General features: G+C 58.9%; 27 protein-coding genes and 1 tRNA gene. 17 read left to right on the forward strand and 11 right to left on the reverse strand.

Annotated elements, in window-relative coordinates; all coding sequences use genetic code 11:
• Positions 1 to 56 precede the first annotated feature (56 nt).
• Genes AS189_RS21065 through AS189_RS05710 form a run of 4 tightly spaced genes read left to right on the forward strand, consistent with a single transcriptional unit; the run spans position 57 to position 4766 of the window.
• Complete coding sequence (locus tag AS189_RS21065; RefSeq protein ID WP_337589206.1) at positions 57 to 1724, forward strand: DUF4011 domain-containing protein; 1668 nt, start codon at positions 57 to 59, stop codon at positions 1722 to 1724.
• Positions 1721 to 2467 (forward strand): hypothetical protein, encoded by a 747-nt coding sequence (locus tag AS189_RS21070; protein WP_337589207.1) that lies wholly within the window; start codon positions 1721 to 1723, stop codon positions 2465 to 2467. The genes AS189_RS21065 and AS189_RS21070 overlap by 4 nt, the downstream gene beginning before the upstream one ends.
• Entirely contained in the window at positions 2419 to 4236 is a 1818-nt protein-coding gene (locus AS189_RS21075) for a hypothetical protein (protein ID WP_337589208.1), read from the forward strand. The genes AS189_RS21070 and AS189_RS21075 overlap by 49 nt, the downstream gene beginning before the upstream one ends.
• A gap of 17 nt (positions 4237 to 4253) precedes the next feature.
• The gene (locus AS189_RS05710; RefSeq protein ID WP_129587165.1) at positions 4254 to 4766 is read left to right on the forward strand and encodes a hypothetical protein; all 513 of its coding nucleotides are present in this window, start codon (positions 4254 to 4256) and stop codon (positions 4764 to 4766) included.
• A gap of 18 nt (positions 4767 to 4784) precedes the next feature.
• On the opposite strand, the gene AS189_RS05715 is transcribed toward AS189_RS05710, so the two are convergent.
• The 3 genes from AS189_RS05715 to AS189_RS05725 all read right to left on the reverse strand — a co-directional run bounded on the left by AS189_RS05715 (position 4785) and on the right by AS189_RS05725 (position 7039).
• Complete coding sequence (locus AS189_RS05715; RefSeq protein ID WP_129587166.1) at positions 4785 to 5687, reverse strand: RcpC/CpaB family pilus assembly protein; 903 nt, start codon at positions 5685 to 5687, stop codon at positions 4785 to 4787.
• Positions 5688 to 5797: 110 nt separating this feature from the next.
• Positions 5798 to 6127, reverse strand: a complete 330-nt coding sequence (locus tag AS189_RS05720) for an FmdB family zinc ribbon protein (protein ID WP_062286705.1) — start codon at positions 6125 to 6127, stop codon at positions 5798 to 5800.
• Positions 6128 to 6340: 213 nt separating this feature from the next.
• Positions 6341 to 7039: a 5-formyltetrahydrofolate cyclo-ligase gene (locus AS189_RS05725; RefSeq protein ID WP_062286706.1), complete on the reverse strand. Its 699-nt coding sequence runs from the start codon at positions 7037 to 7039 to the stop codon at positions 6341 to 6343.
• An 83-nt stretch (positions 7040 to 7122) separates the two neighbouring features.
• Here AS189_RS05725 and galU point away from each other — a divergent pair, with 83 nt between their 5' ends.
• The 8 genes from galU to AS189_RS05765 all read left to right on the forward strand — a co-directional run bounded on the left by galU (position 7123) and on the right by AS189_RS05765 (position 14879).
• Positions 7123 to 8025, forward strand: coding sequence for a UTP--glucose-1-phosphate uridylyltransferase GalU (gene galU, locus AS189_RS05730; RefSeq protein ID WP_062286707.1), 903 nt, complete (start codon positions 7123 to 7125; stop codon positions 8023 to 8025).
• A gap of 4 nt (positions 8026 to 8029) precedes the next feature.
• Positions 8030 to 8641: a GNAT family N-acetyltransferase gene (locus AS189_RS05735; RefSeq protein ID WP_062286708.1), complete on the forward strand. Its 612-nt coding sequence runs from the start codon at positions 8030 to 8032 to the stop codon at positions 8639 to 8641.
• A gap of 219 nt (positions 8642 to 8860) precedes the next feature.
• Positions 8861 to 9667 (forward strand): hypothetical protein, encoded by an 807-nt coding sequence (locus AS189_RS05740; RefSeq protein WP_062286709.1) that lies wholly within the window; start codon positions 8861 to 8863, stop codon positions 9665 to 9667.
• A gap of 76 nt (positions 9668 to 9743) precedes the next feature.
• On the forward strand, positions 9744 to 10565 hold the full coding sequence (locus AS189_RS05745) for an SDR family oxidoreductase (protein ID WP_062286710.1): 822 nt from the start codon (positions 9744 to 9746) through the stop codon (positions 10563 to 10565).
• Between the two features lie 104 nt (positions 10566 to 10669).
• A tRNA-Ala gene (locus tag AS189_RS05750) sits at positions 10670 to 10745 on the forward strand.
• Positions 10746 to 10891: 146 nt separating this feature from the next.
• Entirely contained in the window at positions 10892 to 11434 is a 543-nt protein-coding gene (locus AS189_RS05755) for a PadR family transcriptional regulator (protein WP_062286711.1), read from the forward strand.
• Between the two features lie 4 nt (positions 11435 to 11438).
• Positions 11439 to 13145 carry an ABC1 kinase family protein gene (locus AS189_RS05760; protein WP_062286712.1) on the forward strand — a complete coding sequence of 569 codons (1707 nt, stop codon included), beginning with the start codon at positions 11439 to 11441 and terminating at the stop codon, positions 13143 to 13145.
• A gap of 105 nt (positions 13146 to 13250) precedes the next feature.
• A complete protein-coding gene (locus AS189_RS05765; protein WP_062286713.1) occupies positions 13251 to 14879 on the forward strand; it encodes an MFS transporter in 1629 nt (542 codons plus the stop codon).
• A gap of 204 nt (positions 14880 to 15083) precedes the next feature.
• Here the strand turns inward: AS189_RS05765 and AS189_RS05770 are convergent, their stop codons facing one another.
• The 3 genes from AS189_RS05770 to AS189_RS05780 form a co-directional block, all read right to left on the reverse strand.
• Entirely contained in the window at positions 15084 to 15971 is an 888-nt protein-coding gene (locus AS189_RS05770) for a hypothetical protein (RefSeq protein WP_082634098.1), read from the reverse strand.
• Between the two features lie 10 nt (positions 15972 to 15981).
• Entirely contained in the window at positions 15982 to 16236 is a 255-nt protein-coding gene (locus AS189_RS05775) for a hypothetical protein (RefSeq protein WP_062286714.1), read from the reverse strand.
• Positions 16237 to 16576: 340 nt separating this feature from the next.
• A complete protein-coding gene (locus AS189_RS05780; protein ID WP_062286715.1) occupies positions 16577 to 17335 on the reverse strand; it encodes a hypothetical protein in 759 nt (252 codons plus the stop codon).
• Between the two features lie 103 nt (positions 17336 to 17438).
• Here AS189_RS05780 and AS189_RS05785 point away from each other — a divergent pair, with 103 nt between their 5' ends.
• From AS189_RS05785 to AS189_RS05795, 3 genes are all read left to right on the forward strand, one after another.
• The gene (locus AS189_RS05785; protein ID WP_062286716.1) at positions 17439 to 17894 is read left to right on the forward strand and encodes a Fur family transcriptional regulator; all 456 of its coding nucleotides are present in this window, start codon (positions 17439 to 17441) and stop codon (positions 17892 to 17894) included.
• Between the two features lie 120 nt (positions 17895 to 18014).
• Positions 18015 to 18287: a hypothetical protein gene (locus tag AS189_RS05790; RefSeq protein ID WP_062286717.1), complete on the forward strand. Its 273-nt coding sequence runs from the start codon at positions 18015 to 18017 to the stop codon at positions 18285 to 18287.
• 126 nt (positions 18288 to 18413) lie between these two features.
• Positions 18414 to 18806, forward strand: a complete 393-nt coding sequence (locus tag AS189_RS05795; RefSeq protein WP_062293047.1) for a VOC family protein — start codon at positions 18414 to 18416, stop codon at positions 18804 to 18806.
• Positions 18807 to 18835: 29 nt separating this feature from the next.
• On the opposite strand, the gene AS189_RS05800 is transcribed toward AS189_RS05795, so the two are convergent.
• Positions 18836 to 19783, reverse strand: a complete 948-nt coding sequence (locus AS189_RS05800; RefSeq protein WP_062286718.1) for an aldose 1-epimerase family protein — start codon at positions 19781 to 19783, stop codon at positions 18836 to 18838.
• Between the two features lie 138 nt (positions 19784 to 19921).
• Here AS189_RS05800 and AS189_RS05805 point away from each other — a divergent pair, with 138 nt between their 5' ends.
• Positions 19922 to 20638, forward strand: a complete 717-nt coding sequence (locus AS189_RS05805) for a LacI family DNA-binding transcriptional regulator (RefSeq protein WP_337589209.1) — start codon at positions 19922 to 19924, stop codon at positions 20636 to 20638.
• Entirely contained in the window at positions 20542 to 20958 is a 417-nt protein-coding gene (locus tag AS189_RS21080) for a substrate-binding domain-containing protein (protein WP_337589210.1), read from the forward strand. The genes AS189_RS05805 and AS189_RS21080 overlap by 97 nt, the downstream gene beginning before the upstream one ends.
• Before the next feature lie 71 nt (positions 20959 to 21029).
• Here the strand turns inward: AS189_RS21080 and yjfF are convergent, their stop codons facing one another.
• The 4 genes from yjfF to AS189_RS05825 all read right to left on the reverse strand — a co-directional run bounded on the left by yjfF (position 21030) and on the right by AS189_RS05825 (position 25683).
• Positions 21030 to 22034 carry a galactofuranose ABC transporter, permease protein YjfF gene (yjfF, locus tag AS189_RS05810; protein WP_062286719.1) on the reverse strand — a complete coding sequence of 335 codons (1005 nt, stop codon included), beginning with the start codon at positions 22032 to 22034 and terminating at the stop codon, positions 21030 to 21032.
• Positions 22034 to 23065, reverse strand: coding sequence for an ABC transporter permease (locus tag AS189_RS05815; RefSeq protein WP_062286720.1), 1032 nt, complete (start codon positions 23063 to 23065; stop codon positions 22034 to 22036). Before AS189_RS05815 ends, yjfF begins: the two co-directional genes overlap by 1 nt.
• Positions 23062 to 24588 (reverse strand): sugar ABC transporter ATP-binding protein, encoded by a 1527-nt coding sequence (locus tag AS189_RS05820; protein WP_129587168.1) that lies wholly within the window; start codon positions 24586 to 24588, stop codon positions 23062 to 23064. Before AS189_RS05820 ends, AS189_RS05815 begins: the two co-directional genes overlap by 4 nt.
• Positions 24589 to 24711: 123 nt before the next feature.
• Entirely contained in the window at positions 24712 to 25683 is a 972-nt protein-coding gene (locus tag AS189_RS05825; RefSeq protein WP_062286721.1) for an ABC transporter substrate-binding protein, read from the reverse strand.
• Positions 25684 to 25790: the final 107 nt, after the last annotated feature.

A 25790-nucleotide genomic window follows, 5' to 3' on the forward strand; every position in this document is an offset into this window, starting at 1 on the left:
TGCTCTCCAGTGTGCCGAACAGGCAATGCAGGGCTAGGAGCGATAGCCTGAATTACATGTCAGTATGGTCAAGACCGTTCCGCTCAAGTGCAGAGAAGAAGGCACCCGTGTCCGAAGTTGCAGGGCCCAAGGAGAGCTCTTTGGAGCTCCAAGCCTGGCTTGCGGGATTGGACTCATATTCTGGTTCCGACACCGCGCTTGCCTTCGCAATGACCGAGTACGGCAGTATCTCGCTCACGCACGCCAACCCATCGGGTCTGGCCCAGCTCTTGGCTGGCCGCAAGACCCGCCTCTCCACGTTGATTCGTGAACCCGAACATTATGCCGCCGCCAAGAAGGCCGCAGCTGCGTTGCGGGCAAAAATCTTTGAACTGAGCACCGATCGCGGGATCGACGTCGGATACCTCGCCGCCGGGATGGCCCGCTGGCCTGCCGATGGCCGCAGCGGCACTGATGTGTGCGCGCCCGTGTTGCTGGCCGCCGTCGCACTTTCAGTCCGTCCGGGCCAAGATGATTACGAACTCCAGCTCATGGAGCAGGCTCAGATTAACCCTGCCCTGGTTAAACATCTGGCCCACAACACCACGATCCATTTGGATGCGCCTGCCTTGGGCAGGCTGGCTTACAGCACCGCACGCTTTGCCCCGGCACCGGTGTTGGACCGGGTCCGCTCACTCTTGGCCAGCATTCCCGGCGCCTCCGTGGAACACAGCCTGGTGGTGTCCTCCTTCGCGTTTCTCGCCGACAACCTCAATGATCCGGCTCTGCTCGACGCGCCGGAGTTGGTCGAAACGTTGCAGCAGCATAGCGGTGACGACGTCCTGCCGGTTGAGTTGGAACCAGATTTTTCCCGATTCACAGCACTAGATGAACGTCTCCCCGAAGACGAGATCTTGGTGCTCGACGCCGATCCGCAGCAGCAGTACGTGCTGGACATGATTCGTGCTGGAGAATCCGTGCTGGTGTCTACCCCGCCCGGAACCGGCCAAACCCAGACCGCCATCAACGCCATTGCGCAGCTAGTCCATGATGGCAAAAGTGTCTTGGTTGTGGGCGAAAGGCGAGGCACGCTCAATGAGCTGGCCCAGATCCTGAACGAACACGATCTTGACTCCCTGTTGCTGCAGCTCAGCGCCCAGACCGGACCGCAGCAAATCAAGTCGCAGCTGATCCGCTCCATCACACGCAATGAAAAGGCTGTGGAGCCCAAGCTCGGCAGTCTGCATGAGACCTTGGTTGACCACCGTCACCAGCTGGTTGACCACGTAGCAAGCTTGCACAATGTGCGCGATCGTTGGGGGTGCTCGCCCTACCAGGCGATGCAATCGCTGGCTGAGTTGACCTCTATCCATCCGGCGCCTGCCACCACGGTGCGCCTGAAACGCAGCGTGCTCGATAGCATTCGCGACCGCAAGGAACTTAGCTCCAGACTGCGCCGTGCCGCCGAACTGGGTGCCTTCAGTCAAGTGGCTGTCACGAGCGCGTGGCACGGTGCCCGAATGGTCACCCGCAAGGAAACCGAAACCGCCTATGCTCTGGCTGAGCAGCTGCACGATCAGGTACCCGCCTTTGCCAAAAAGATGAGTGAAGTGGCTGATTTTGGCCAGATTCGTCAGGGCCACTCCTTTGCGGAATGGGGCCGCCAGCTGAACATGCTTGTTGCTATCAGGGAAAGCCTGGATAAGTTCAGCGCGGACATTTTGACTGGTCCACGGATGAAATGATTGCCGCCACGGCCACCACTGCGTGGCGACGCGAACACGGCGTGGACATGCCAGCCTTGCAACGGGCCCGTTTCCGTCGCAACGCCAGGGATCTAGTGCGCCCGGGCGTGCACATTGCCGATCTGCACGCTTCACTGGTGCTAGTGAATGAGCAAAGTGCTCTCTGGGCCGAAGCTGCCACGAGTAAGCGCCATCCCACCGTTCCTTCCGGGCTTGCCGAGTTGAGCCGCACGTTCATTGAACTGCGCGAGAAACTGCTCAAGCTTGGTGCCGTTCTGGAGCGCACTGTTGACGGCGGCGATCTGCTGAACTTCAATTCCGGTGAACTGGTTGGCCGCCTCGAGGCGCTGGTTGGCTCGCAGGACACCTTGGAAACCCTGCCAGAACGCACACTGTTGCTTGAAGGCATGCGCGAACAGGGCTTGGGAGAACTGCTGGATGATCTTGCCCGGCGTGAAGTACCCGCTGCACAGACCAGTTCCGAGCTTGAACTAGCTTGGTGGCAGTCCGCCCTTGAAGCCATGATCAGCGGAGATGAGTATCTTGCCATGTCCGACGGCGAGAACCTCCGCCGCTTGGAAGCGGAGTTCCGCTTGGCTGATCAAACCCATGTTGCTTCCACCCCGGGCGCATCCGCTGGGGCCTTGCCCAGCAGTGGGGCCAAATCTTGGCTGGCCGTGATCGCCAGGGTGAAATGCTCCGCAATGTCCTCAAGGACGGCCGTGTTTCTCTGGCTGCCTTGAGCACTCAGGCTCCTGACCTGCTGCGCAATCTGGCGCCAGTGTTTGTGTTGAGCCCGCTGGTGGTGCCATCGGCGCTTCCTGCTGGGTACCGTTTTGATGCAGTCGTTATTCTTGATGCCGAGTCAACCTCGCTGCAATCGGCGCTGCCTTCGCTGGCGCGTGCCGATCAGGTGATCGCCTTTGGTGATGAGCAGACTGCCTGCCCGAAGAGTTTCACTGTAGCCGTCAGCGCCCCTGGCCAGCGCGATGCGGATCAGCATTCGCTTGAAAGTGTTTTCGGGGCATTGTCGCGGGTTCTCCCGCGCCATAGGCTGACTGTCTCTTACCGTGCAGTCGACGAAGAACTGGTGCGCCAGCTCAGCAGTGGCTTCTATGATTCTCAGCTGGAACGGTTGCCTGACGGCCGTGCTGTCACGGGACTGGATCGCGCCGTGAGCGTTGATTACCTGCCGGAGGGCAAGGGCTTGCCCGGTAATGACAATGGTGGCGTGGAATCCGTAGTTGCCGAGGTTAACCGCGTTGTTGACTTGGTCTTTGAACACGCAAGGGTACGTCCTCGCGAGTCTCTGGCCATCATTACTGCCAGCGAACGTCACGCTGTCAGGGTGGCTCAGGCTATCCGTCTGCAGATGGCCAACCACCCGCTTCTATCTGAGTTCTTTGCCTCCGGATCAGAATCCTTCCGTGTCGTCACCGTTGACCGGGCCGCTGGCTTGGTCAGGGACCGGGTGATCTTCTCCCTTGGCTACGGACGAACGCCGCACGGCCGCGCACTGCACGGCTTTGGGCCGCTCTCCGAGCCCGACGGACGGGCTAAGTTCGCCTTGGCCATGACTCGCGCGCGCTCACACATTCACATCGTCACGTGCTTTAGACCCGAAGACCTGGATGAAAGCCGCCTGAGCTACGGGGCCGTCGATTTCTTTGAGCTCCTTAACCGTGAGATGGCAGGAAACTCACTTTTGGGAACTCCCGCCAGCCGTGCGTTGGATAGCGAAAAGGAAACCGGCGAAGATCCTCTTGTGGCCGATCTTGCCGATAGGCTCCGTGCACGTGGAGCACGGGTTTGGCACCACTATGACGGCGCGTTGGACATGGCTGCGGCACCGGATCCCCACCAGCTGCTGGGCCGTGAGGACCACGAAATTCCAGCACCTGTTGCGGTTGAATCCGATGGCACAGCCAAATACCAAAAGATGAGCGTGCGTGAACGTAGCCGGCTACGTCCACAGATGCTTGAACGGTTGGGCTGGCGTTACGTTTCACTGTGGACCATTGAAGTGTTCACCGACCCCTCAAGCTGCGCCGATCAGATTGCGTTGTTCCTTGGCATGGGGTCAGCTACGGCTGAAGCGGAGTTTACCTCCTTGATGGGGGAGTCTTCGGATACGTCCATGACTGCTGTCATTGATTCGCCGAGGTCACGCCGCCGCCAGGGAGTAGAAGCGGATGCCAGCACCGAGCCGGGCGAAGACCTCCCGGTAGCAGCACCGAGTGAGAACACGTCAGAAGAATTAGAAAAAGGAGCGCCGCTGGTGAGCGAGCAAGCGGATGATCACAACAAGGAAGACTCTGTTGGTACTCCTAGCGAGGGACCGTCCGGGGAGCAAGAAAAAGAGCAGGACAACAAGCCTGTAGAAACTCGTCCGGACTCAGAACTTTTGCCCAAAATTGCGCCGAACGATGCAGACCACACCTGGGGGGACCGCACCTCGGACCGTGGCCATGACGCATGGTTGCGCGAGAACAAACCCCCGCATTGGGGATAAAGAACGTAAGGACCACCATGGCCACTCTGCCAAAATTCCCGAGGCGGGGTGCCTTCCTCGACGATAAGTCCGGGACTCCCAGACCTGTTACACCGCCATTCGTTACCGTTGCGGCATGTCTCTTGGGTGTTGCAGCACTCATGCAGATTATTGCCACAATTTCTGCTCTGGTGTATTCGGTTTCGGCGGAGCGCAGAGCTGCCTTGGAAGCGCAGATCGCCACCATGACCGGTACTGCGCCAAGCCTGAACTCGCTCCAAAACATGGGTGTCCTGACAGTGGTTATGGCCGGGCTGGTGACAGTTGGTGCCTATGTGCTCTTCGGCGTCTACCTACGCAAGGGCCGATCATGGGCACGGTTGGGTGCGGGTGTGTTGGTGGCGCTGACAGTCATACAACTGGTGGGTGTCAGCTATCCGGAGGGGTTTACTACTCTTGCCCAAGTGATTCTTGGTGCGCTGGCAGTGGCTCTGTGCTATTTGCCTGAACCCAGTAAATTCTTCGTAGCCGTGAAGGCTTCTCGATCCTGAATGTGGGGCAACCGGGCCCTAATCGGGGCTCCCCGTAACTGTTTGGCTGCCGTCTTGCGGTACCAGGATCAAAAAGACTTTTCCCTGTGTGCTGGCCCCTGCAAGTTCTAGCGCTTGTTTAGCCGACGCGGCCACCACCACCATCCCTTCCACGTTCTGGGCGGGTAGCAGGGTGCTGTTTGATTCGGCCAGTTTCGGTGTCCAAAGGACAGGGACGGCGCTGGCCAGGATCTCGTTTTGTACTGGACCATCTATGGCTTCTGAGCGGCTTAACACCACTGTCACCAGCTGGCCTTGGTTCAACAACGTGAGTGTAGCTGGATCGCTGACCCGCAAGGGGACAGCCTGTGTTCCCGGGAGCGAACCGATCAGTAGTTCATTGCCTAGCAGTGAGGCGTCGGTGAGGACTTCTCCGCGGCGTACCGGACCGGAAAGTTGGCGCCCCAGCCATGCTGACTGGGCTGATGCTGGGTCACCAAATTCCGGTAGTGACTCCTGTGGCGGCCCCAGATCCTGTGCCGGGCTTGGAGCCAGCTCTGACGCCTGACTCAGAGGCTGGCTCGGACTTTGGCGTAGTTCGAGGATGCCGGCTTGGTACGCGGTAAAGGCGCCGTCCGGAATCATGCCTCGGGCAACCGCCGCTATTCTCACGTCGTTGCTGGTCAGGGCGTGCCCAGCTGGCAAGTCACGGACTGCCACCAGAATCTGTTCGGTGGCCGGGCGTGATGGTGTGAGTTGCGCAACGGCAACGGCGGCAGCTAGGCAGAGAAGCAGCGCTGCTAGTAGGCGTCGCCGACGCCTGACTGTCCGTTTCAACCTGTGGAGAACGTTGGGACGCGCGGAGCTACTAGACCCGCTGTTCCACTGCCAGGAAGGCCCCGGGTAATTCCGGGGGTGAGTGGGGGATGATGCTTTGTTCATGAATCCACGCTAGAGATTCTGACAGCACGAAAAAAGGGTCAGGCACCAGATTGTGGAGAACAATGGGTACTGCGGTTCCTGTGAGGGAACAGGGCGCAGAAGACGTGGTGTTAGCTGCCCGCGTTGGCAGTGGCAGGTGTCTTGGAAGCGCTGGATGTTCCAGTGCTCGAATCGCCCGTGCTGGACGATCCTGCAGTGGCTGAGGTAGCGCTGGACCCTGACGTTGAGCCGGCTGTAGCCGCCGCAGGAACGGAGCTGGAGGTGCTGCGCGAATCGGTGCGGTAGAAACCTGATCCCTTGAACACCACGCCTACGGAATTGAACTTCTTGCGCAGGGTGCCGCGGCATTCGGGGCAGACCGTCAGCGAGTCCTCGGTAAAGGACTGCTGAATGTCAAAAGCGTGGCCGCAATCTTTGCAGGCGTAGGCGTACATGGGCACTGAAGTTCCTCCTGGATACATGCGTCAGGACCCTGCTCATTGACAACTGCACGGTTGCCAATTCATGGTCCCTACTTTTGAATTCTATCACCGAGGATAAAACGCTTAGCTGCTGGCTAACATTCCCGTAAGTTCCAGAAAGGGGTTGTCGGGCTACATGTCCGGCTATTATGCAGCCGCTGATTTCCCCAGTTTGCGCTTCTCAGAGCTTTTTCACGTTGCTTCCTTGCCGGCTCCCAGCCGAATCCACGCCGACGGTGTCAATGCGTAACCCACGGGCATATCCAAGGTGTTGTGCGGTAGCGAACCAGCCGGAACGCATTCCTCGTCGTAGACCACGGCGGCCAGAGGCATCTTGGCGGCGCGGGGCAAAAACCTGTCGTAATAGCCGCCACCTTGGCCAAGCCGCACTCCTGCAGTATCTACAGCAAGAGCCGGAACTATGACGGCCCGTATAGCCGACGCGGCCGACCCCGACCCGGTCGATTCCGACGCGGCCGACCCCGACTCACTGGATGCTGCGCCGGTCGCGGCCGTCAGTGACTCAAACGGGAGGCGGGGACCGCGAGGCTCCATGACTGGTGCCAAAGAACTTCTGACGAGTTCGGCATCCTGGTGCCATTGCACCCAGCTGAGCTGGAAGTTGGGTTCACAAACGGGCACGTAGACCGTGTAGCCAGCCTCCGTGCAAGCGATGAGAAGGCTGTGGGTGGGCGGTTCGTGACCGGTTGAAAGGTAGGCGCAGACAACACCTCCCGGGTGCCCATCGTGCAACATGGCAAGCCATTCCAGTGTGATCTTAGACAACTTGGCGCCATCTAAATCAACCGTGCCGGCCGTCGAGGCGAGAGAGGCGCCTGCCCGGCGTCGGGCACGAATGTGGGCACGCAACGCAGCTTTGTCCATGATCATGAGACCCATCCATTCAGAGTGAGGTAACAGCCTTCAACGTACAGTAGCGAGGAATTTTGGGGGAGTTCGGTTACCCTTGGGGCATGACTTCTGCACAGCATGTACGTAAAGCGGTAATTCCTGCAGCCGGATTGGGCACCCGATTCCTGCCTGCCACCAAGGCTATGCCCAAGGAAATGCTGCCCGTTGTTGATAAGCCTGCCATTCAGTACGTGGTTCAGGAAGCCGTCAGCGCCGGACTGACTGATGTTTTGATGATCACGGGCCGTAACAAACGCGCTCTGGAAGATCACTTTGACCGCGTTCCGGTCACCGAGCTCCTGCTGCAGGAAAAGGGCGATACCGAACGCCTCGCAGCTGTGCAGCACGCCACTGACCTCGGCGAGATTCACTACGTCCGCCAGGGTGACCCCAAGGGCCTAGGTCACGCAGTGTTGCGTGCCAAGACTCACGTGGGCAACGAGCCGTTTGCAGTTCTGCTCGGTGACGACCTGATCGATGAGCGTGATGAACTCTTGACCACCATGATCGAGGTACAGGAACGCACCGGCGGTTCGGTAGTGGCCCTAATCGAGGTGCCAAAGGACAAGATTTCTTCCTACGGTTGCGCCGACATGACTGTCATCGAAGGCGAAGACTATGTTCGGGTCAACCACTTGGTGGAGAAGCCCGCAGTGGAGGATGCGCCGTCGAACTTGGCAGTTATTGGCCGATACGTCCTACACCCGGCCGTCTTCGAGGTTCTGGAGAACACCGCTCCGGGACGTGGCGATGAGATTCAGCTGACGGATGCGCTGCAGACCTTGGCCACCATGGAAGGCGAAGGCGGTGGCGTCTACGGTGTTGTGTTCTCCGGACGCCGCTACGACACCGGCGACAAGCTCAGCTACCTCAAGGCCGTTGTTACCCTAGGCTGCGAAAACGAAGAGCTGGGTGCGGATCTGCGTGAGTGGCTGGGCGAGTTCACAGCCGATCTTCAGGCCTAACTTCGTGTGGGGACGGGCCATCTGGCCAGTAACGCTGGAATCCGGCGATTTGATCCTGCGCCCCATCAAGATTCGCGATCAGGGGGAGTGGACACGAGTCCGCACGCGTAATGCGGCGTGGCTGGAACCCTGGGAGGCTAGCAGCCCCGCGGGCCCGAGCCAACTCCCCACTTATGCGGGGATGGTTCGCGTCCTGAACCAGCAAGCCAAGGCCGCTGCGGCGTTGCCGTTCATCATCACCGAGCGGCTCCCGGGGCTGTCCAAACCGGCCATTGTTGGGCAGCTGACCGTTTCCTCGATTGTCTGGGGATCGGCCATGTCGGCAACCTTGGGTTACTGGGTGGACCAGGATCGGGCCGGCCGGGGCATAGTGCCGACGGCCGTTGCCATGGCTACCGACCACTGTTTTCAGACGCTGGGGCTGCATCGGATGGAAATTAACATTCGCCCGGAAAACGCTGCAAGCCTCCGCGTTGTGGAGAAGCTAGGCTTTCGTGACGAAGGATTGCGTCCGCGGTACCTGCACATCAATGGTCGGTGGGCAGATCACCGTAGTTTCGCCCTGACAGCCGAGGAAGTCCCTGAAGGGATTCTGGCCCGCTGGCTGGCTCGATGAGTCCGTCCGTCAGGATTCGCACATATCTACGTAGCTAGCACGCAGAGTATGGCTGGTGACACTCCGTGCGTCCCACAACGTAAGAAATGACAGTTTTTACGGCTTGGGTGACGACACACCGGCAGTAATGCTGGAAGGGGCATGTTTCCCCTTTAGGGTTGAAATGTGGCCGGACGCGCGCAGTCGGTCCACCCAATCCAGCAGTTGCAGGAGACGTCAATGGAAAGCATTACTTCCGACGCCCACACCCACGTGGAGCCGGGACCTTCATCCGCTGTGCCCTCGGAAGCAGTGAAACCGCTAAGCATCCGATGGGGCAGGACGCTTTTTGCCTGTGTGGGTTTACTGGCGCTCTTGACCGCTGGCATAACAGGCGCGTTGAACGTTTTCTCTCTTGGCTCGCAGGCTCTGGCTTGGACCTCCTTGGCAGTTTTTGCTGGCGTCATTGTAGCCCTTCGCTTCCTCGCTGTGCGTGATCAGACATCACGTCGGAACGCCCGCAGTGCGGCCATGGCTGCGACTCGGGCTGAGGCTGCAGAGTCCACTGTTGAGGCCCCTGAGCCTCGGGAAACTACACTTTTTGACCGCGCAGAGGGTGCCGAACCCGCCCCTGCACAGAAACCGCTCACGGCTGAAGAACTGCGCGCGGCAGCCATGCGCGTGGCTGCTAAGGGCAGCGCCGATGCCAAACTGGCACATACCCAGACGCTGGCCGAAGGCGAACTGGAAACTGAAACCTGGGAGCCCGTTGAAGTTCCCGTTCCCGGTTATGTGACGGCCGCTCGAGCGCTGAGCTTGGAGAAGCCCCTGAATCTGCCGGAGGCGCCAAAGTCCGCCGGTACCTCCATCAAGGCTGATCAGGCCGGAGTAGGAACTGCCTCGGGTCATGAAGGGGTGGCAGCCGTTCCGGATGCTCCGCTGGAAGAGGGCCAAGCTCCTGTGAAGCCAGTGTCGCCGGCAGTTGCAGAACGCAGCCAGTACGCTTTGAACAACTTGGATGATGTCCTCCAGAGACGCAGAGCCTAACACTTGTTGATTCTCCAACAGCCGGGTCCTTTGGGCCCGGCTGTTTTGCTGTCCTTTCTGGCGTACTGTCAGCACCATGGTGTTGATCGCAGTGGCGGGAGGAACCGGGTTGGCCGGACGGGCCGTGGTGGCCCATGCCGTTGCCGCCGGGCATCAGGTGCGCTCGTTGAGCCGGTATCTGCCCGCACTTGAGAAACGGGTGGCCGGAGCCGAGTATATTGCGGCCGACTTCCGCGCAGGCACAGGCGTGAGGCCGGGCTTGGCGGGCGTGGACGTTCTTATCGAAACGCTCGATGCCCGCTCTGGGGCCGCGTTGCGGGCGCTGCCGATCATGTCCGTCGCTGTGCTTGATGCCGCGGCCAAGGCGGGAATTTTTCGATGCGTGCTGCTGACCATTATTAACGCAGGGGAGTGCGCCACTGGGTACTACCAGGCCCAGGCTGCGCGTGCCCTCAGCTACAAAAAATCAGGCATGCCCACCACTGTGGTGGAGGCCGCCCAATTCCACAACCTAGTAGCTGGGATCTTCTCGGCTGGAGCCAAAGTGGGGATTATCCCTGCCTTCAGAGGGATTTCCTTCCAATCACTTTCGACGCCGGACCTGGCGGAAGTTCTTGTGACGCAAGCGTTGCGTGACGGAGCCGAAAAGCATCTAGTGTTTGCTGGCGGGCCGGATGCACAGTCGATGCAACAGATGGCCCAAGTCTGGAAGTCGGTCACCGCCAGTAAGTCCGTTGTCACGCCGCTGCCGTTACCGGGTTCTCTCGGTGTATTTCTGAGAGCAGGGAAGAATTTGCTTCCTGATCTGGCTGCTGGGTCTGTGGGTTCCGGCGGGGGAGAGCATGCACTCGGTTCAGTGGGGTTCGGCGAGTGGTTGGCCAGCCGGGCCACGGCCTGAACGTAGGCCAGCTCCGCCTTGTCCGCGCGTGATTTTGTCCGTTGAGCCATTGCGGGTTTATTCTGGAAAAACAACGTCGAGCTGCAGCAATGCGGGACGCGTTTGGGGCTATGGCGCAGTTGGTAGCGCGCTTCGTTCGCATCGAAGAGGTCAGGAGTTCGAATCTCCTTAGCTCCACCAAAGTGCCTCCCTGCCGCGATGGCCAGCCGCCAGTGTCCATCTTTTTAGTGCCCAACCAGTCACCAAGAATCCATTGTCTTTCCAAAAAACCAGGTATATCGTTAGGTATCGGTAAGTATCGTTCGCGATTGGTTGAGGAGAGTAAAATGCACAATTCATTCCCTGCAGGCGGATTCATGGGCAATAACTTTGACGGCATGTGGCAGGCCGTGGAGGAGTTTCGCTCGCGATTCGAGAAGCCGTCCGGAACCCGCGCTGGCCGTGGCGAGCTACGTTCGGCGGTGTTGGCTCTGCTTGCCGAACGTCCCATGCACGGCTATCAGATCATCCGTGAAATCGAAGAGCGCAGCAAGGGGAGTTGGAAGCCCAGCGCAGGGTCCGTTTATCCGACGCTCCAACTGTTGGCTGATGAAGGCTTGGTCAGCGCAGAAGAGTCCAACGGTCGCAAAATCTACTCGTTGACGGAAGCCGGCCGGTCCGACGTCGCCAGTTCTGAGACGAAAGCACCTTGGGACTCCACCAGCCCGGCATCGGGTGGTGGCTTCGCGGCGTTGCCTAAGGCCGGGGTGGAACTCGCTCAAGCCGCGGCCCAAGTGGGGCGCACCGGTTCACCGGAGCAGGTTGAGGAAGCCGTTCAAGTACTCAAAGAAGCGCGACGCCGGCTCTACTCCATCCTCGCCCAGGACTGACTGGGTGACCTCGGTCCGTCGGAAGGAACCAAAGCCCGGCGCCGGTCAGTACCGTGCCCGCTCCCGGAGGATCCTGCGGTTTGCAGCATGGCATTTGGCGGTGACGTGGTGGTTTGAACTCGTTCTGCCGCGTATCGGCCTTGGCAAGATTGCCGAACGCAATCGGGCCAAGCGGATGCGGCGCTTTGCACAGCGATTCCACGACCTGGCGGTGGAACTCGGCGGCTTGATGATCAAGGTGGGGCAGTTCATGTCCTCCCGACTTGATGTGCTCCCACCGGAGATCACCGCAGAACTTGAAGGGCTGCAGGATGAGGTGCCACCTGTCCCGTTTGCCGCCATCCGGGACTTGGCCGAGGCCGAGCTGGGTGCCTCGCTGGACACGCTGTTCACATCGGTGGATCAAACACCCATTGCTGCCGCATCCCTCGGCCAGGCGCACCGGGCCTGGCTTCGTCCCGACGATGTTGCTGACACGGGACTGAGCGCTGTGGTGCTGAAAGTGCAACGGCCGGGTATCGATGAAATCGTCGAGGTTGATCTAGCCGCGCTACGCAAAGTGGGCCGCTGGCTAAGCCATGTGCGTCTCGTGTCGGACCGGGCAAACGCGCCTGCCTTGGTCGAGGAGTTTGCCAAGACCAGTCGCGAGGAGATCGACTATCTAAATGAAGCGGCCAATTTAGAGCGCTTTGCTGCAGACTTTTCCAGCGACGATCGTGTAAGCACTCCCGCGGTGGTCTGGGAGCGGACCACGCGCCGGGTGCTCACGCTTGAAGACGTCACGGCCATCAAGATTACTGACTCCCAAGGGCTCCAAGCGGCGGGTATAGATCCGGCCAAGGTTGCCCCCGTCTTCGCCGAAATCATGTTTGAGCAGTTGTTCACGAATGGCTTTTTCCATGCGGATCCGCATCCCGGGAACATCTTCATTACGCCAAATCTCGAGCCGTTGCCGGATCACCCCTGGACCGTGACGTTCATCGACTTCGGCATGATGGGCGAGGTTTCGGCTAAGACGCGTAGCGGTCTGCGGAAGCTGTTGATCGCGGCTGCGGGCCGTGACGGTAAGGGACTGGTTGCGGCGATCAGCGATGTGGGCGTGCTGGTGCCGTCTGCCGATACCGCGGCGCTTGAGCGGGCCATGACCGAACTCTTTGCCCGGTTTGGCGGGATGGGTTTCGCTCAGTTGCGAGATGTGGACCCGCATGAATTTCGCGATTTTGCCGTGGAATTTGGTGACGTAGTCCGCTCCCTGCCGTTCCAACTGCCGGAGAACTTCTTGCTCATCATTCGGGCCATGTCCCTGACCTCTGGGGTGTGTAGCTCCTTGGATCCCCGGTTCAATTTGTGGGACTCGGTGGAGCCCTTTGCCTCACAATTGCTCCGTGATGAGCGCGGAAACCTGGTGCGTGACGTCGCCAAGGAAGCGTTCGACGTCGCATCTCTCACCTTGCGCCTGCCCAAACGCATGGATGCGTTACTGACCCGGGTGGAGGAAAGCTCTCTGCCGGTGACCAATCCTCGCTTGGAGCGACAAATGGCGCGGCTGATCCGCACCACGCAACGTGGGGCATCCGTCGTCGTATTTGCCGCATTGATCGTCTCCGGAGCGGTGATCAGAGCTGACAGTCAGGTAATGGGCAACGTCCTCATGTTTGCTTCTGCAATCCCGCTGCTACATGGGCTGTGGGTAGGGCGGTCGCGTCGGTGACTCCTGCCCCAAGACGAAAATACCGAGTTCTTGATTAGTTAGCCTAGCTAGTAATAAGATGAGTGTAATATACAGTTATCTAGCTACTGGTGATCGGTGGAAACTATGCAGACGAGCTCGAAGAGGAGATGGATTGGGCTGGTTTTTATCAGCCTTGCAGTCTCCTTGATCATTGTTGATTCAACCATTGTTAACGTCGCCATCCCTGCCATCGTGGATGATTTGGGGGTCACCTCGACCCAGGTCCAGTGGATTCAAGAGTCCTACACGCTGGTCTTCGCAGCGCTGCTATTGGTCTTTGGTGTTCTGGCCGACAGATTCGGTCGGCGCAGACTTTTGCTGCTCGGTGTCGTCATCTTTGCTTCAGCCTCAGTCCTGGCCGCGTTGAGCCAAAGCGGTGATTTGCTGATTGGTTCGCGTATTCTCCAGGGCATTGGCGGCGCCATGGTCTTGCCCGCTACGCTCTCCATCATCAATTCCACGTTCCGAGGCAAGGAAAGAGCGCTGGCCTTTGCCGTATGGGGTTCCACAATTGGCGGCATGTCAGCCGTTGGTCCCTTGCTGGGCGGATGGCTGACCACCTACTTCTCGTGGCGCTGGGCATTTGGAATCAACATCCCGCTGGGCATCATCACTGTCATCGGAGTGCTCCTGTCCGTGGATGAGTCCTCCGATAGCAGTTCCAAGAGAGCCGTTGATTTTGGTGGCGCGGCGCTCTCCATAGCGACCTGCGCGACGCTTGTCTTTGGGCTGATCGAAGGCCGAAATTACGGCTGGTTGCTAGTCAATAACCCCTTCAGCGTGGGCGGCTGGACGTGGCCCTTTGGGGTTTCGCCGGTTCCGGTAGCCTTTGTCATCAGCGTGCTGACTGGTGTCATTTTCGTGAAGAACGGACGTTCGCGTGCGCGCCGGGGAGCCGCTACGCTGCTGGACTTCAGCCTCTTTTCCATCCCCTCCTTCCGTAACGGCAATATCGCGGCCATGATCGTGAGTATGGGCGAGTTCGGGATCATCTTGTCCCTCCCTATCTGGCTCCAGAACGTCTTGGGTTATTCGGCACTGCAGACAGGACTTTTGTTGCTTCCGCTGGCTGCCGGATCCTTCGCGGCCAGCGGCTTTGCCGGTGCCTTCGGCAACAAGATCAAACCGGTAACGATTGTCCGGGTAGGCATCGGGCTGGAAATCATTGGTGTGGCTTTATTGGGTGTGATGATCAGTTCCAACACTCCGTGGGGAACCTTTGTGCCCTTCCTGTTCATTTACGGTTTGGGCGTTGGGCTCGCTACAGCACAGCTCACCGGAGTGGTCCTGAAGGATATTTCTCCGTTGAAGAGTGGACAGGCCTCAGGGACTCAAAGCACGGCCCGGCAGGTCGGTTCCGCCTTGGGTATCGCTATTTTGGGAACAGTTTTGTTCAGCACCGCCACGGTGCAGCTAGATAATTCCTTGAAGGATCAAAACCTGCCCCAGACGGTGCGGGAAAAGACTGTGACCGCAGTGGTGGAAAGTTCAGGAGCCTATATCAGCGTCCTGCAAAAGGAGCCGGCCAATCAGGCTGTTGCGGAGGCTGCGCGTGAAGCTTTCTCCAACGGAACCAAATACTCCGCGTACTTCGCCGCCGGATTCCTGACCCTGGGCCTGATCGCCACTGCGTCCTTGGATGGGGGAGGGTCCAGAAGAGACCCGGCCCGGGGAGTGGACGACGACGTTGAGGAAACCGCTACGCCTGCCTGATGGGCGCAGGGGCTCATCAAGTAAATAGGCCACTCTCACTGACTCGAGGCGGGCAGTCCCAGGAGCCGCCAGAAGAATGTCTCAGCGTCGTGGCGGACGTAGGAAAGAGGGCTGATGCTGTTAAGCATCAGCCCTCTCAACGGCTGCTTGTAATCTAGGTGTCTCGGTATTCGACGAGCATGATTGGAGCCTCGGCGGAAATTGTTATTTTGGTCTGCGAGAATCCCCGAGGCCACCTATGGCGTCGTATTCAATCTGTCCAGTCCGGGGATCGAACTGCGGCCGTTGCAGGTGTGCAAACTCGCCTGCTGTGCGTCCTCCGAATGGCCGGCCGTGATCTGCGTATTCCTCTCGGAAGAAGACCAAACGCCACGGTCCCAAGTTGATTCTGGCACCCGTACGCAGAATCCTTGGTTCCGAGCCCTTAGTGTGATCGCCTTGCGGAACAAAAACGTACTCGTCTTGATCTGTATGAAGAATTTTCCCGTGAATCGCGGCAAGGTCAGGTAATTTGAAGTGTGCTTCGTCCCCGCTTCCCATCACCGTGGTTTCCAAAGTGAGGTTATATTCGCGCGGCGGGAGGCCGTCCCACGTTTCACTGTCCCGGACAAAGATGAGGCGTGGCCGTCCTCCTCCTCGCGCGTAATGAGTGGTTGTGGGCTTCATTCGATACCGCCGTTGGAAAGTTGGCGATAGCGGAAGTGGGGTGGACGGTGGCATGAGGCTTGCATTGTCACGTCCAGGCCCCTGCGCCTTGACCACGGTGGCCCAAGTGCTCGCCTTGCCCAGCTTGATATGCGGTGACCTGGTGATGATTTTCTGGATGGCAGAGACTTCTACTGCCCCGATGCTGGCAATGGTTCCTTCCGGAACGGAAATTCTCACGGTAATTCCCCGCTGTGCCAACGCTTCAGCCACAGCCCGCAAAGCTGGCAATTGGCGCCTTGAGCCAAGCCTGAACAGTGCTGCACTGTCCGTGTGGACGTGAATTTCCCGCCCGCTGGCCTCGATTCTGCCCGAGACCACGGTGGCTTCATTGTCTTCATCTGCAGGCATGGTGGTGGAGAACTCAAGATCAATGTCAAAACGCATGGCTCACCGCCTACTGCTGTAATTCAGCGGCGGAAGCGCTCTCATTGTCACTGGTGGTCACCCGCATTGTGCCATTGAATTTCCATGTTGCCCTCGGCGCATCAGGTCCGATATCCCGTGGGACCTCCACCGTCATGTCCATGAAACTGTAGTTGACCACGGCCCCACGTCCAGTGAGATAGGACCAGAGCTGCTGTCCCAAATCGGACCAATCGCTAACTGGTACTGATCGGAAATCCTCGGCGAGCGAATCGTTGTCAGTCATGACGTTCCCTTCACATTGGTTCTTGCTGCCAGGTGTTGACTGACAGCAGCGACTGGGCACTCAGCTCCGGTGTTGCAGCTGGTGATTGTGCGCTTGATGTAACCATAATGAGGTCGCGAGCAGATTGCTAGAGTGGCATACTTCACACGAAGGTAATAGTTAAAATTTCTTACACCTAGCCACGTTGGAAGCTTTGGTGGTCTCACTTCGAGTGGAATTGGCGTTGCAACTTGCCGCATGGGCACCAGGGCTTACGCCACTCGGTCCAACCGCTCGGAGTCGTGGCGTCGTAGACAACTTCGGTGACGTGGTCCCGGCTCGCCTCGGCAGTGCCGCTTCCCTATAGCCTGTGGGGCGGGCGACGCTTGCGCCGTTGAGGCCACAGCAGAGTGCGGGCCCCGAGGATCAATGCCACGGCGGCTGCTGCCGTTGATGCCGCGACAACTGTTTCTGTCCACCGTGTCGTATCGTGCGATGTCCCGCCGGCAATGATGGGCGCAATCACGTAGCTGGACACAAAGTAGCCAAACAATGTTGAGCCGATCAGAAGCAGACATGCGGCAGAAGCGGCCGGGAGCCTCCTCCGCCAGAGCTTGGCCAAGACCGCCAGCCCGAGAAACCCGAGATAGCCCAGAGCCCACGTGTTCTGCAGCGATGAGGGTACGCCGTCGATCCCGGAGATGAGGGCGTGCGTTCCCAGGACCGCGAAGGTGGTGGCGATGAGGAGGGCAAGCGCAAACTCTCCGACGGCAACCATGGCATGCCGCCCGTTGGTGACATTGGGCACGAGTAGGACGCCGGAGGCCATGACCAAGACGCCGACCGTCTGGACCAAGATTCCCGCGCCGAAGAGCTGAGTGGTGGAAGCAATTTGTTCCCACGGGTCAAAAGGGAAGTAGTAGTCATAGGAATGATCCTCGCCGAAACTTTCACTGGCGGGCCGAGAAGCGGCGAATACCGCCCACCGATGAAGTGAGGCCTGATGCTGCAATGCAGCTGAGCCCAGAAACAGGACTGCTGCTGTGAGGAGGACAATTACTGCAGGCTTGGCCGAGCGGATGGTGTTCTGCTCGGGGCCTGTTAGTTGGTCGGCCGACATGCTCAAACCATAACAACACGGTTTCTTATGTTAAGGGGTGCTCCTATAGCGAGCCTCATCATAGTTGTTTTGATTCATTCAAAACAACTGTTAGGGTTGAAGTATGGCAGAGGATACACAGCAAGAAGTTTTGACGGGCAGGCTCAGGTCCGCCCAGCTGAAAGTGACGGCACCCCGGATTGCGGTCCTTGGTGTTTTATCCGGCCATGGACATCTTGATGCGGACTCAGTATTTTCCGCAGTCACCCAGCAGCTACCGAAGACATCCCTGCAAGCTGTCTACGGTGTGCTCTCAGCGTTGGTTACTGCCGGTTTGGTTCGCAGGATTGAACCAGCAGGTTCGCCGGCGCTCTACGAAGCCCGGGTGGGGGACAACCACCACCACCTCGTCTGCTTGAACTGCAAACGCGTCGAAGATGTGGACTGCGTCATCGGCCAGAGTCCCTGCCTGACGCCGTCGAACCTTAACGGCTTCGCTGTCCAGGTCGCAGAAATCACCTTCTGGGGCGTGTGCTCCAGCTGCCAAGCGGCCCCGGCTGAACTTGAGCCGACTTCATAACTAGCCAAAACCGCGGCTAAGCTCCCGGTCAGTTTGCGCTGACCACAAACCAACCACTACGACGTGGCGCGATTCGCCGCGCCCTCTTCCAACGCGCCATCATTCAACCAAGGAGACACCTTGACTACCGCTTTCACAGCATCGAATTTCACAGCATCCAAGCACACCATTGTCCGTTTTTTCACGGAAGCCACAGCAGATGGGGGCTCACTTTCGGCCACCCCAGCGCTCAGTGGTTCCTATGTCACCACCTTGGCATCCCGCAGCAGCCAGCCGGGCAGCTATGTCACCAGCGAAAAGGCCCAAGCCGGCCGCCCTGGTAGCTATGTGACCACCTCGGCGCCCCGCACTAACCGTCCCGGCAGCTACGTGAACAGCGAACCGCGCCGCTAGAACTCGCTCCCTAGCTCTGGGCCAGCGGCACCAGCCCTGCCGGAGTTCCGCCTCGCAGGACCGACTGCTGTCCGGGGATCCGGACTGGCACTGTCGCAGGGGATCCTTTGAGCGTAGCGTTTGCCCGTGGACTGGAAATTGGAACTCATATTTGTGCCTGTCTCCGACGTAGACCGGGCCAAGGATTTTTATGTGAATCAAGTGGGCTTCAACGCCGACTACGACGAGCGGCCCGGAAGCGGCATCCGCTTTGTGCAGCTCACCCCGCCCGGCTCGGCCTGCTCCATCACTATTGGCGAGGGGCTTAACGACGCCGCCCCGGGCACAGCACCCATGCTGCAGATGGTGGTCTCCGATATCCAGGTGGCCCATGATCAGCTCGCGGCCAATGGCGTGGACGTCAGTGACGTGGTTGTTCTGGAATGGGGTCACTTTGTCTACTTCGCCGATCCCGACGGCAATAAGCCCGACGGCAATAAGTGGGCAGTGCAGTACTTGCCCAACCGCCCCAACGGCTAGCCGCAGCTAAGCACCCGTCACAGCGTCCGTCAAAGTGCTGCGATGACCCAGCTGGCCTCGTGGCGTTCCCCTGTGCCCAAGGCTATGAGATCCCGACCGGAGTTGAAGGCATCCGGCGGGCATGTCATGGGTTCTACAGCCAGCCCGATCCTGTTCGTTTCCGGGGAAGCAGTATCGGCCGTGTGGATCTGAACCCAGGGAAGCGTCCGCGCATTCCAGCGCATGAGCACACCCGTTCCTTCGGCCGCCAACACTCGCACCTCAGTGGCACCGCCCGAATCAGCCGGGGACAACGCGGTGTACGCGTGATCGATCTCCGTGGCACCCAAGGTGCGGGGGTGCTGGAAGTCGAAGTAGCCGTCGTCGTGCGTGGCAACATCGGCAAGCTCGGTGGGCAAAAGCCTGTCCGGGGTGACCTGCAGGATCTTGGCGGCGGGAAGCTCCAGCGTCCACGTATCCACGGTGCCCGAACCGGCCACGAGATAGGGGTGCGGGGCAACGCCGTAAGGGGCAGCGCTGATGCCGGTACCAATATTTGTTGCGGTGATGCGCCAGTCCAGGCCCGCCGCGCTGAGTTCAAAACGCACCTCAATAGCCAAACGGTGCGGGTAACCAGCCTGAGGCTCAATAATGGCACCAAGTGTGACACTGTCCGGGGTCTGCGCTCGCGGCTCCCATTCGTTCCACAGGACTAGGCCATGGAGGGCCGTCATGCGCTCGACCTCGTTAATGGGCACCTGATATTGCTCGCCGTTATAGCTGTAAGCGCCGTCCGCTAGACGGTTCGGCCAAGGCGCAAGATTGGCGCCGCGATACGCTGGGCGGACCTGGTCTGCGTCGAAGGGGACCACTAGGTTGCGGCCTGCATGGGTCAGCGAACGCAGCGTAGCACCCACCGATGCCACAACGGCCCGGTAGTCTCCCGATTCAAGGTTGAATTGCGCTCCAGAAAGCGGCCGGCGGGGATTGTTTGACATGTGGTCTCCTCTGCAAGAATGACAATGATTGTTTTAGGGTTGGACTAAGCGAACTATTGGGACGTTAGCGGTTTGGCGCACGTTCCGGGATAGTTCCGGGACGCGAGCAGACCGGAACTGCCGGAGAAAAGGTTGACAATGACGCAGAAAGATTCCGCAAGGCACCGCCCGCCGGTCATGGAGGACGTGGCGGCGAAAGCCGGTGTCTCGCACCAGACGGTCTCTCGTGTGATCAATAATCATCCCAACGTCAGCGCAAAAACCCGGACTGTAGTGGAAGCAGCCATCGCCGAACTCGGCTACCGCCGCAACACCGCCGCCCGTCAATTGGTCACCCGGCGCTCTGAAACCTTTGGTGTAGTCGCCCATAATATGGAGCATTTCGGCCCCTCTCACATTCTGCTGGGCATCCAGGAAGCAGCACATTTGGCGGGGTATGCGGTCAACACTGTCGGCCTTCCTGAAGTCAGCGAAAAAGCCATCAATGAAACCGTTGAGTATCTTCTGGCCCAGCAAGTGGACGCCCTTGTAGTCATTGCACCCCAGGAAGAGATTGTCCGAGCCATTGAACAGTTGCACCCCGGTGTGCCCATGGTGGCCATTGGCGATATTGGTGCCGCAGGCGTGCAAAGCGTGGGCGTCGACCAGCAGCGTGGCGGCTATCTGGCAACACAGCATCTTATTGATCAGGGCCACCGGAACATTGCCCACATCATGGGCCCCACCAACTGGCTCGACGCCCAAGCCCGACGCCGAGGATGGGAGGCCGCCCTGGCCAATGCTGGCCTGGAACCGGGTACGCTTTTGGTGGGGACTGGAGCGCTGAATCCGGCTATTCGGCTGGGCAGCAGCTGATCGATGACGGTGAGTGCACTGCCGTATTTGCTGCCAACGATCAGATGTCTCTTGGCGTGATGCGTGCGGCCTATGAACGTAACCTTGGCCTGCCCCGTGACTTGTCCGTGGTGGGGTTCGATGACAGCCCCGAATCCGGCTACTACTTCCCGCCGCTGACAACCATCCGCCAAGACTTTGCCGAACTGGGGCGCCGATGTGTCGCCATGATTCTGGAGGGTATTTCGGGCAACGATCCGCTGTTTTCGGTTCGTATTCAGCCCCACCTGACGTTGCGGGCGAGCACCGGACCAAGGCCAGTAGCGCTGACCCGCAGCTGAAGAGATAGTTGAGTAGGTAGCTGAGCTGAAGGTGTTCCTGAACCGGCCAGCTGACCCTGCAGGGTGCTTACTCAGGTCTTTCTCCGCGTGAAAATGCGCTGAAGAATGATGAAGACCAGGAGCAGGGAGCCAATGACGATCTTGGTCCACCATGAGCTCAGCGTGCCGTCGTAGGAGATGAAGGTCTGGACAATGCCCAGCACCAGGACGCCCACCACAGAGCCGAGTACGTAGCCCGCACCGCCTGTCAGCAACGTTCCACCAATAACGACGGCGGCAATTGCGTCCAGCTCCATGCCCTGGGCAGCAAGGCTGTAGCCGGAGAGACTGTAGAAGGAGAACAGAATCCCGGCAATGGCTGAGCACAGGCCGCTGATGGCATACACCAGGACCTTGGTACGTGGCACGGACAGCCCCATGAGAACCGCTGATTGTTCGCTGCCGCCAATGGAATACACAGTCCGGCCAAAGCGGGTGTGATGCAGCACCAGTACTGCCACAGCAACCACAATCAGGGCAATGATGACGCTGGGGGAGATGAACAGCCCGCCGGGGAACTTGATGCGCGTCTGTGCCATGGTGGTGAAGAAGCTGTCGGTGATGGTGATGGAGCTCAAACTGATCACATAGCACAGCCCGCGGGCCAGAAACATGCCAGCGAGGGTGACAATGAACGGCTGGATATCAAAGAATTGAATAGCCAGTCCCATCAACAGTCCGAACACGGAGCCCACCACCAGCACAATGACGATGGTGATCAATGGTGACCAGCCAGCTTGCAACAAACTGGCGGCAATCATCATTGACAGGGCCACCACGGCACCTACCGAAAGGTCGATGCCACCGGTCAGAATGACAAAGGTCATCCCGACCGCCAATACCAACAGAAAAGCATTGTCAACAAACAAGTTCAAGACGACCTGACCCGAGAAGAAACCGGGAAAAATCAAGGACCCTACGGCAAACATGAGAATAAACAATGCCAGGGTGACCAGGACTGGTAGAAACTTGTTCGTGGTGAGCTGCCGTTTGGCCTTGGCGCCCGCCGCAACGGGGGTGGGTGTGAGAACACTCATCAGTTGGACACCATTTCTTTCGGGGCCAGTGAAGTTTTCTTGACGGGCTTTTTCAGCAGGGACCGCAGCTTCGGTGACTGCAGCAGGCAAACAATAATGACCACCAAAGCCTTGAATACCAAAGTGATTTCAGGAGCGATTCCCACGGTGTAAACAGTAGTTGTCAGGGTTTGAATGATGAATGCGCCAATTACCGTGCCGGTGAGGCTGAACCGGCCACCCATCAGTGAGGTGCCACCGATGACGACGGCCAGAATCGCATCCATTTCAATGTAAAGGCCAGCATTATTAGCGTCGGCCGCCGTGACGTTGGAGCTAATCATCAGCCCGGCCAATGCAGCACACAGGGCACAGAAGATGTACACAATCCAGGTCAGTGTTCGGGCATTAATACCCGCGAGCCGGCTTGCTTCCGGGTTGATGCCCACCGATTCAATGAGCGTCCCCAGCGCCGTCCTGCGGGTCAAAATGGCGGTGAGAGCAAAAACCACCACAGTGATGAGGATTGAGATGGGCAGCATCAGGAAGTAGCCCGCACCAATAGCCTTGAAGTGCGTATTGGATACGGAGATGATTTGTCCGCCAGTGACCAGCTGCGCCAGCCCGCGACCCGCCGTCATCAGCACCAACGTGGCGATGATGGGCTGGATGCCGATAACGGAGACAAGGAAACCGTTCCAGACGCCCATCAGCAGGCCAACAAGCACCGCAAGCACCACGGCGATCATCGCCGTGGTGAGCGATCCCGGGTCTGGCGAGTTATAGATATAGGTACATGAGACCGCGCCGGCTATGGCAACGATGGCGCCCACGGACAAATCAATGCCGCGGGAGGCAATGACCAGCGTCATGCCCAGTGCGATCAAGACGGTGGGTGCGCCGTTGCGCAGGATATCTACCAAGCTGCCATAGAGGTGACCGTCCTGAACCCGAAGGGAGAAGAAGTCCGGGGCCATGATCTGGTTAAACACCAACAGGGCAACAAGTGCCACCACGGGCCAGAGAAGATGCCCTCGAAGAAATGATTTCATGATAGAGAACCGCCTGCGATGGTTTCCATGAGGTCGTTGACGCTCACGTTGTCATTGATGAGTTCTGCAATTTTCTTCCGGTCGCGAAGCACGGCAATTCTGTTGGAAAGGCGCACCACTTCCTCGAGTTCGGCAGAGATGAACAGGATGGACATGCCGTCTTTGGCTAGTGAGAGGACCAGCTTTTGGATTTGAGTCTTGGCGCCGATATCGATTCCACGAGTAGGTTCGTCAAGGATCAGCAGTTTCGGTGAGGTGATCAGCCACCGGGCCAAGAGCACCTTTTGTTGATTTCCACCGCTGAGGTTGCGAATGAGCGAGTTCGGGTTAGCCGGGCGAATATCCAAGGCCTTGATGTACTTTTCCGTCAGCTCGTCTTGCTGCCGGCGGGGTATCCGGCGCAGCCAACCCCGGCTAGCCTGCATGGCGAGGACAAGGTTGTCGCGCACAGAGAGATCGCCGATCAGCCCCTCAGCTTTCCTGTCCTCGGAACTAAAAGCAATACCGGCGTTGATAGCGTTGCGAGGGGTGCGGATCTTTCCCGGAGCACCACCGACGGTGAGGGATCCGACGTCGTGCTTATCTGCCCCAAATAACAGGCGAGCCAGCTCGGTGCGCCCCGACCCCAACAGTCCGGCCAGACCAATGACCTCGCCGGGGAAAATTGACAGATCAAACGGATCGATTCGTCCCTTCCGGCCCAGACCCTCGGCGGCAATCACGGCCACGGCGTCTGCGGCAGTGGCCTCCTTGGCCGCCGACGGTTCATCCTCGAGTGCATCGAGAGTGGCCAAATCCTTGCCAATCATTTTGGCAATCAATTCCAGACGAGGCAGTGTCCGGGTCATATATTCGCCCACTAAAGCCCCGTTGCGAAGCACTGTGAGGCGGTCGGAAATCTCGTAGACCTGCTCCAAGAAATGCGATACGAAGAGAATAGCGACGCCGGAATCACGCAATTCGCGAATGACCTGGAAGAGCTGGTTGACTTCGCCAGTATCCAGAGATGACGTAGGTTCGTCCAAGATCAAGACTTTGGCATCGACTTCGACCGATCGGGCGATGGCAACCAGCTGCTGCACGGCGATGGAATGACTGGCCAGTTCGGAACCCGGATCAATATCCAGATGCATCCGGGACAGAATTTCAGTGGCCCTGGCACGAACGGCTTTCCAATGAATCAGGCCGCCACGGCGCGGCTCACGCCCCAGCAAGATGTTCTCTTCGACGCTGAGATTCGCGCAGAGGTTGACCTCTTGGTACACCGTGGAGATGCGGGCTTCTTGCGCCTGAGCAGGACTACTGAAACTCTCCTCACGCCCCAGCACAACGATCTTGCCCGAATCGATGCCATACACACCCGTGAGCGCTTTGATCAGCGTTGATTTACCGGCACCATTTTCACCCATGAGAGCATGGACTTCGCCTTGAAAGAGGCGGAAATCAACGGTGTCCAAGGCCTTCACGCCTGGGAATTCGATGGAGATGCCCTCCATTGTCACCACCGGGATGTCTTCATTCATACTGCTTTACCTTTGCTGAGGTGGGTGGATGGGGAGCCCCCATCCACCCACGATCTGCTGTTGTGTGAGGTGCGCCGGGGCGGGCTGCTGCTACGCGTTCACCTACACCGGGTTAGTACTCGTTTAGTACTTGCGATCCGGCAGGGCAGCCTTGGCCTGTGCGGAATCAAAGGTGGTCTCCACTGTGACCACGCGCTCCGGAACGGTCTCGCCGGCCAGAACCTTTTTAGTCAGATCCATCAGCTGGTCGCCCAGCAACGGGTTGCACTCGACGATGAAGTTGATCTTGCCGTCTGCGGCGGCGGTCATGCCGTCTTTGGTGGCGTCAACGGAAATGATGGTGATGTCCTTGCCGGGAACCTTGCCAGCGGCCTCGATGGCTTCAATGGCTCCGAGCGCCATATCGTCATTGTGCGCGTACACAACATCGATCTTGGGGTTCGATTTCAGGAACGCCTCCATGACTTGCTTGCCTCCTGAACGGGTGAAGTCGCCCGTCTGTGAGGCGATGATCTTGAACTTGGACTCGGCTTTGATGAGATCGGCAAAGCCGGACATGCGGTCATTGGCTGGTGCAGCTCCCGTGGTGCCTTGCAGCTCCACAATGTTCACATCGCCAGTGGCGGCTTCCTTGTCCTTGATCAGCCACTTTGCAGCTTCCTGGCCTTCGAGGACAAAGTCTGAGCCCAGGAACGTCTTGTACAGGGTCTTGTCGGGTGAGTCGATGGCCCTGTCGGTCAGGATGACGGGGATGTTGGCGTCCTTGGCTTCCTTCAGCACGGTGTCCCAGCCGGACTCAACAACAGGGGAGAACGCAATGAGGTCCACCTTTTGCTGGATGTAGGACCGGATGGCTTTGATCTGGTTTTCCTGCTTCTGCTGGGCATCTGAGAACTTCAGATTGATGCCTGCGGTTTTTGCGGATTCCTGAATCGACTTCGTGTTGGCTGTACGCCAGCCACTCTCGGCACCAACTTGAGCGAAGCCCAAGGTGATTTCATCGCTGCCCCCGCCGCCGGCACCTGTGCTGCCGCCGCAAGCCGTTAGCGTCAATACTGCGGCGAGTCCCACGGCCACCAAAGATTTCTTGAACAACTTAGCCTCCTGGTATGTCAGTCTCGAAGCGCAGGGAAGTCACCGGGACTGTACCGTCATCGCCACAAGAGCAAGCCGTAGTGACCTGCGTCTCAATTGTTAGCGCT

It is taken from the genome of Arthrobacter alpinus (genome assembly GCF_001445575.1).
Taxonomy (GTDB): Bacteria; Actinomycetota; Actinomycetes; order Actinomycetales; family Micrococcaceae; genus Specibacter; species Specibacter alpinus_C.

What these genes read in the sequence shown, in the direction of transcription:
- AS189_RS21065 (WP_337589206.1), top strand. Translation starts at nt 57, where the DNA reads ATGTCAGTATGGTCAAGACCGTTCCGCTCAAGTGCAGAGAAGAAGGCA.
- AS189_RS21070 (WP_337589207.1), top strand. Translation starts at nt 1,721, where the DNA reads ATGATTGCCGCCACGGCCACCACTGCGTGGCGACGCGAACACGGCGTG.
- AS189_RS21075 (WP_337589208.1), top strand. Translation starts at nt 2,419, where the DNA reads ATGCTCCGCAATGTCCTCAAGGACGGCCGTGTTTCTCTGGCTGCCTTG.
- AS189_RS05710 (WP_129587165.1), top strand. Translation starts at nt 4,254, where the DNA reads ATGGCCACTCTGCCAAAATTCCCGAGGCGGGGTGCCTTCCTCGACGAT.
- AS189_RS05715 (WP_129587166.1), bottom strand. Translation starts at nt 5,687, where the DNA reads ATGAACAAAGCATCATCCCCCACTCACCCCCGGAATTACCCGGGGCCT.
- AS189_RS05725 (WP_062286706.1), bottom strand. Translation starts at nt 7,039, where the DNA reads ATGATCATGGACAAAGCTGCGTTGCGTGCCCACATTCGTGCCCGACGC.
- galU (WP_062286707.1), top strand. Translation starts at nt 7,123, where the DNA reads ATGACTTCTGCACAGCATGTACGTAAAGCGGTAATTCCTGCAGCCGGA.
- AS189_RS05740 (WP_062286709.1), top strand. Translation starts at nt 8,861, where the DNA reads ATGGAAAGCATTACTTCCGACGCCCACACCCACGTGGAGCCGGGACCT.
- AS189_RS05745 (WP_062286710.1), top strand. Translation starts at nt 9,744, where the DNA reads ATGGTGTTGATCGCAGTGGCGGGAGGAACCGGGTTGGCCGGACGGGCC.
- AS189_RS05755 (WP_062286711.1), top strand. Translation starts at nt 10,892, where the DNA reads ATGCACAATTCATTCCCTGCAGGCGGATTCATGGGCAATAACTTTGAC.
- AS189_RS05765 (WP_062286713.1), top strand. Translation starts at nt 13,251, where the DNA reads ATGCAGACGAGCTCGAAGAGGAGATGGATTGGGCTGGTTTTTATCAGC.
- AS189_RS05770 (WP_082634098.1), bottom strand. Translation starts at nt 15,971, where the DNA reads ATGCGTTTTGACATTGATCTTGAGTTCTCCACCACCATGCCTGCAGAT.
- AS189_RS05775 (WP_062286714.1), bottom strand. Translation starts at nt 16,236, where the DNA reads ATGACTGACAACGATTCGCTCGCCGAGGATTTCCGATCAGTACCAGTT.
- AS189_RS05780 (WP_062286715.1), bottom strand. Translation starts at nt 17,335, where the DNA reads ATGTCGGCCGACCAACTAACAGGCCCCGAGCAGAACACCATCCGCTCG.
- AS189_RS05785 (WP_062286716.1), top strand. Translation starts at nt 17,439, where the DNA reads ATGGCAGAGGATACACAGCAAGAAGTTTTGACGGGCAGGCTCAGGTCC.
- AS189_RS05800 (WP_062286718.1), bottom strand. Translation starts at nt 19,783, where the DNA reads ATGTCAAACAATCCCCGCCGGCCGCTTTCTGGAGCGCAATTCAACCTT.
- AS189_RS05805 (WP_337589209.1), top strand. Translation starts at nt 19,922, where the DNA reads ATGACGCAGAAAGATTCCGCAAGGCACCGCCCGCCGGTCATGGAGGAC.
- AS189_RS21080 (WP_337589210.1), top strand. Translation starts at nt 20,542, where the DNA reads ATGGGAGGCCGCCCTGGCCAATGCTGGCCTGGAACCGGGTACGCTTTT.
- yjfF (WP_062286719.1), bottom strand. Translation starts at nt 22,034, where the DNA reads ATGAGTGTTCTCACACCCACCCCCGTTGCGGCGGGCGCCAAGGCCAAA.
- AS189_RS05815 (WP_062286720.1), bottom strand. Translation starts at nt 23,065, where the DNA reads ATGAAATCATTTCTTCGAGGGCATCTTCTCTGGCCCGTGGTGGCACTT.
- AS189_RS05820 (WP_129587168.1), bottom strand. Translation starts at nt 24,588, where the DNA reads ATGAATGAAGACATCCCGGTGGTGACAATGGAGGGCATCTCCATCGAA.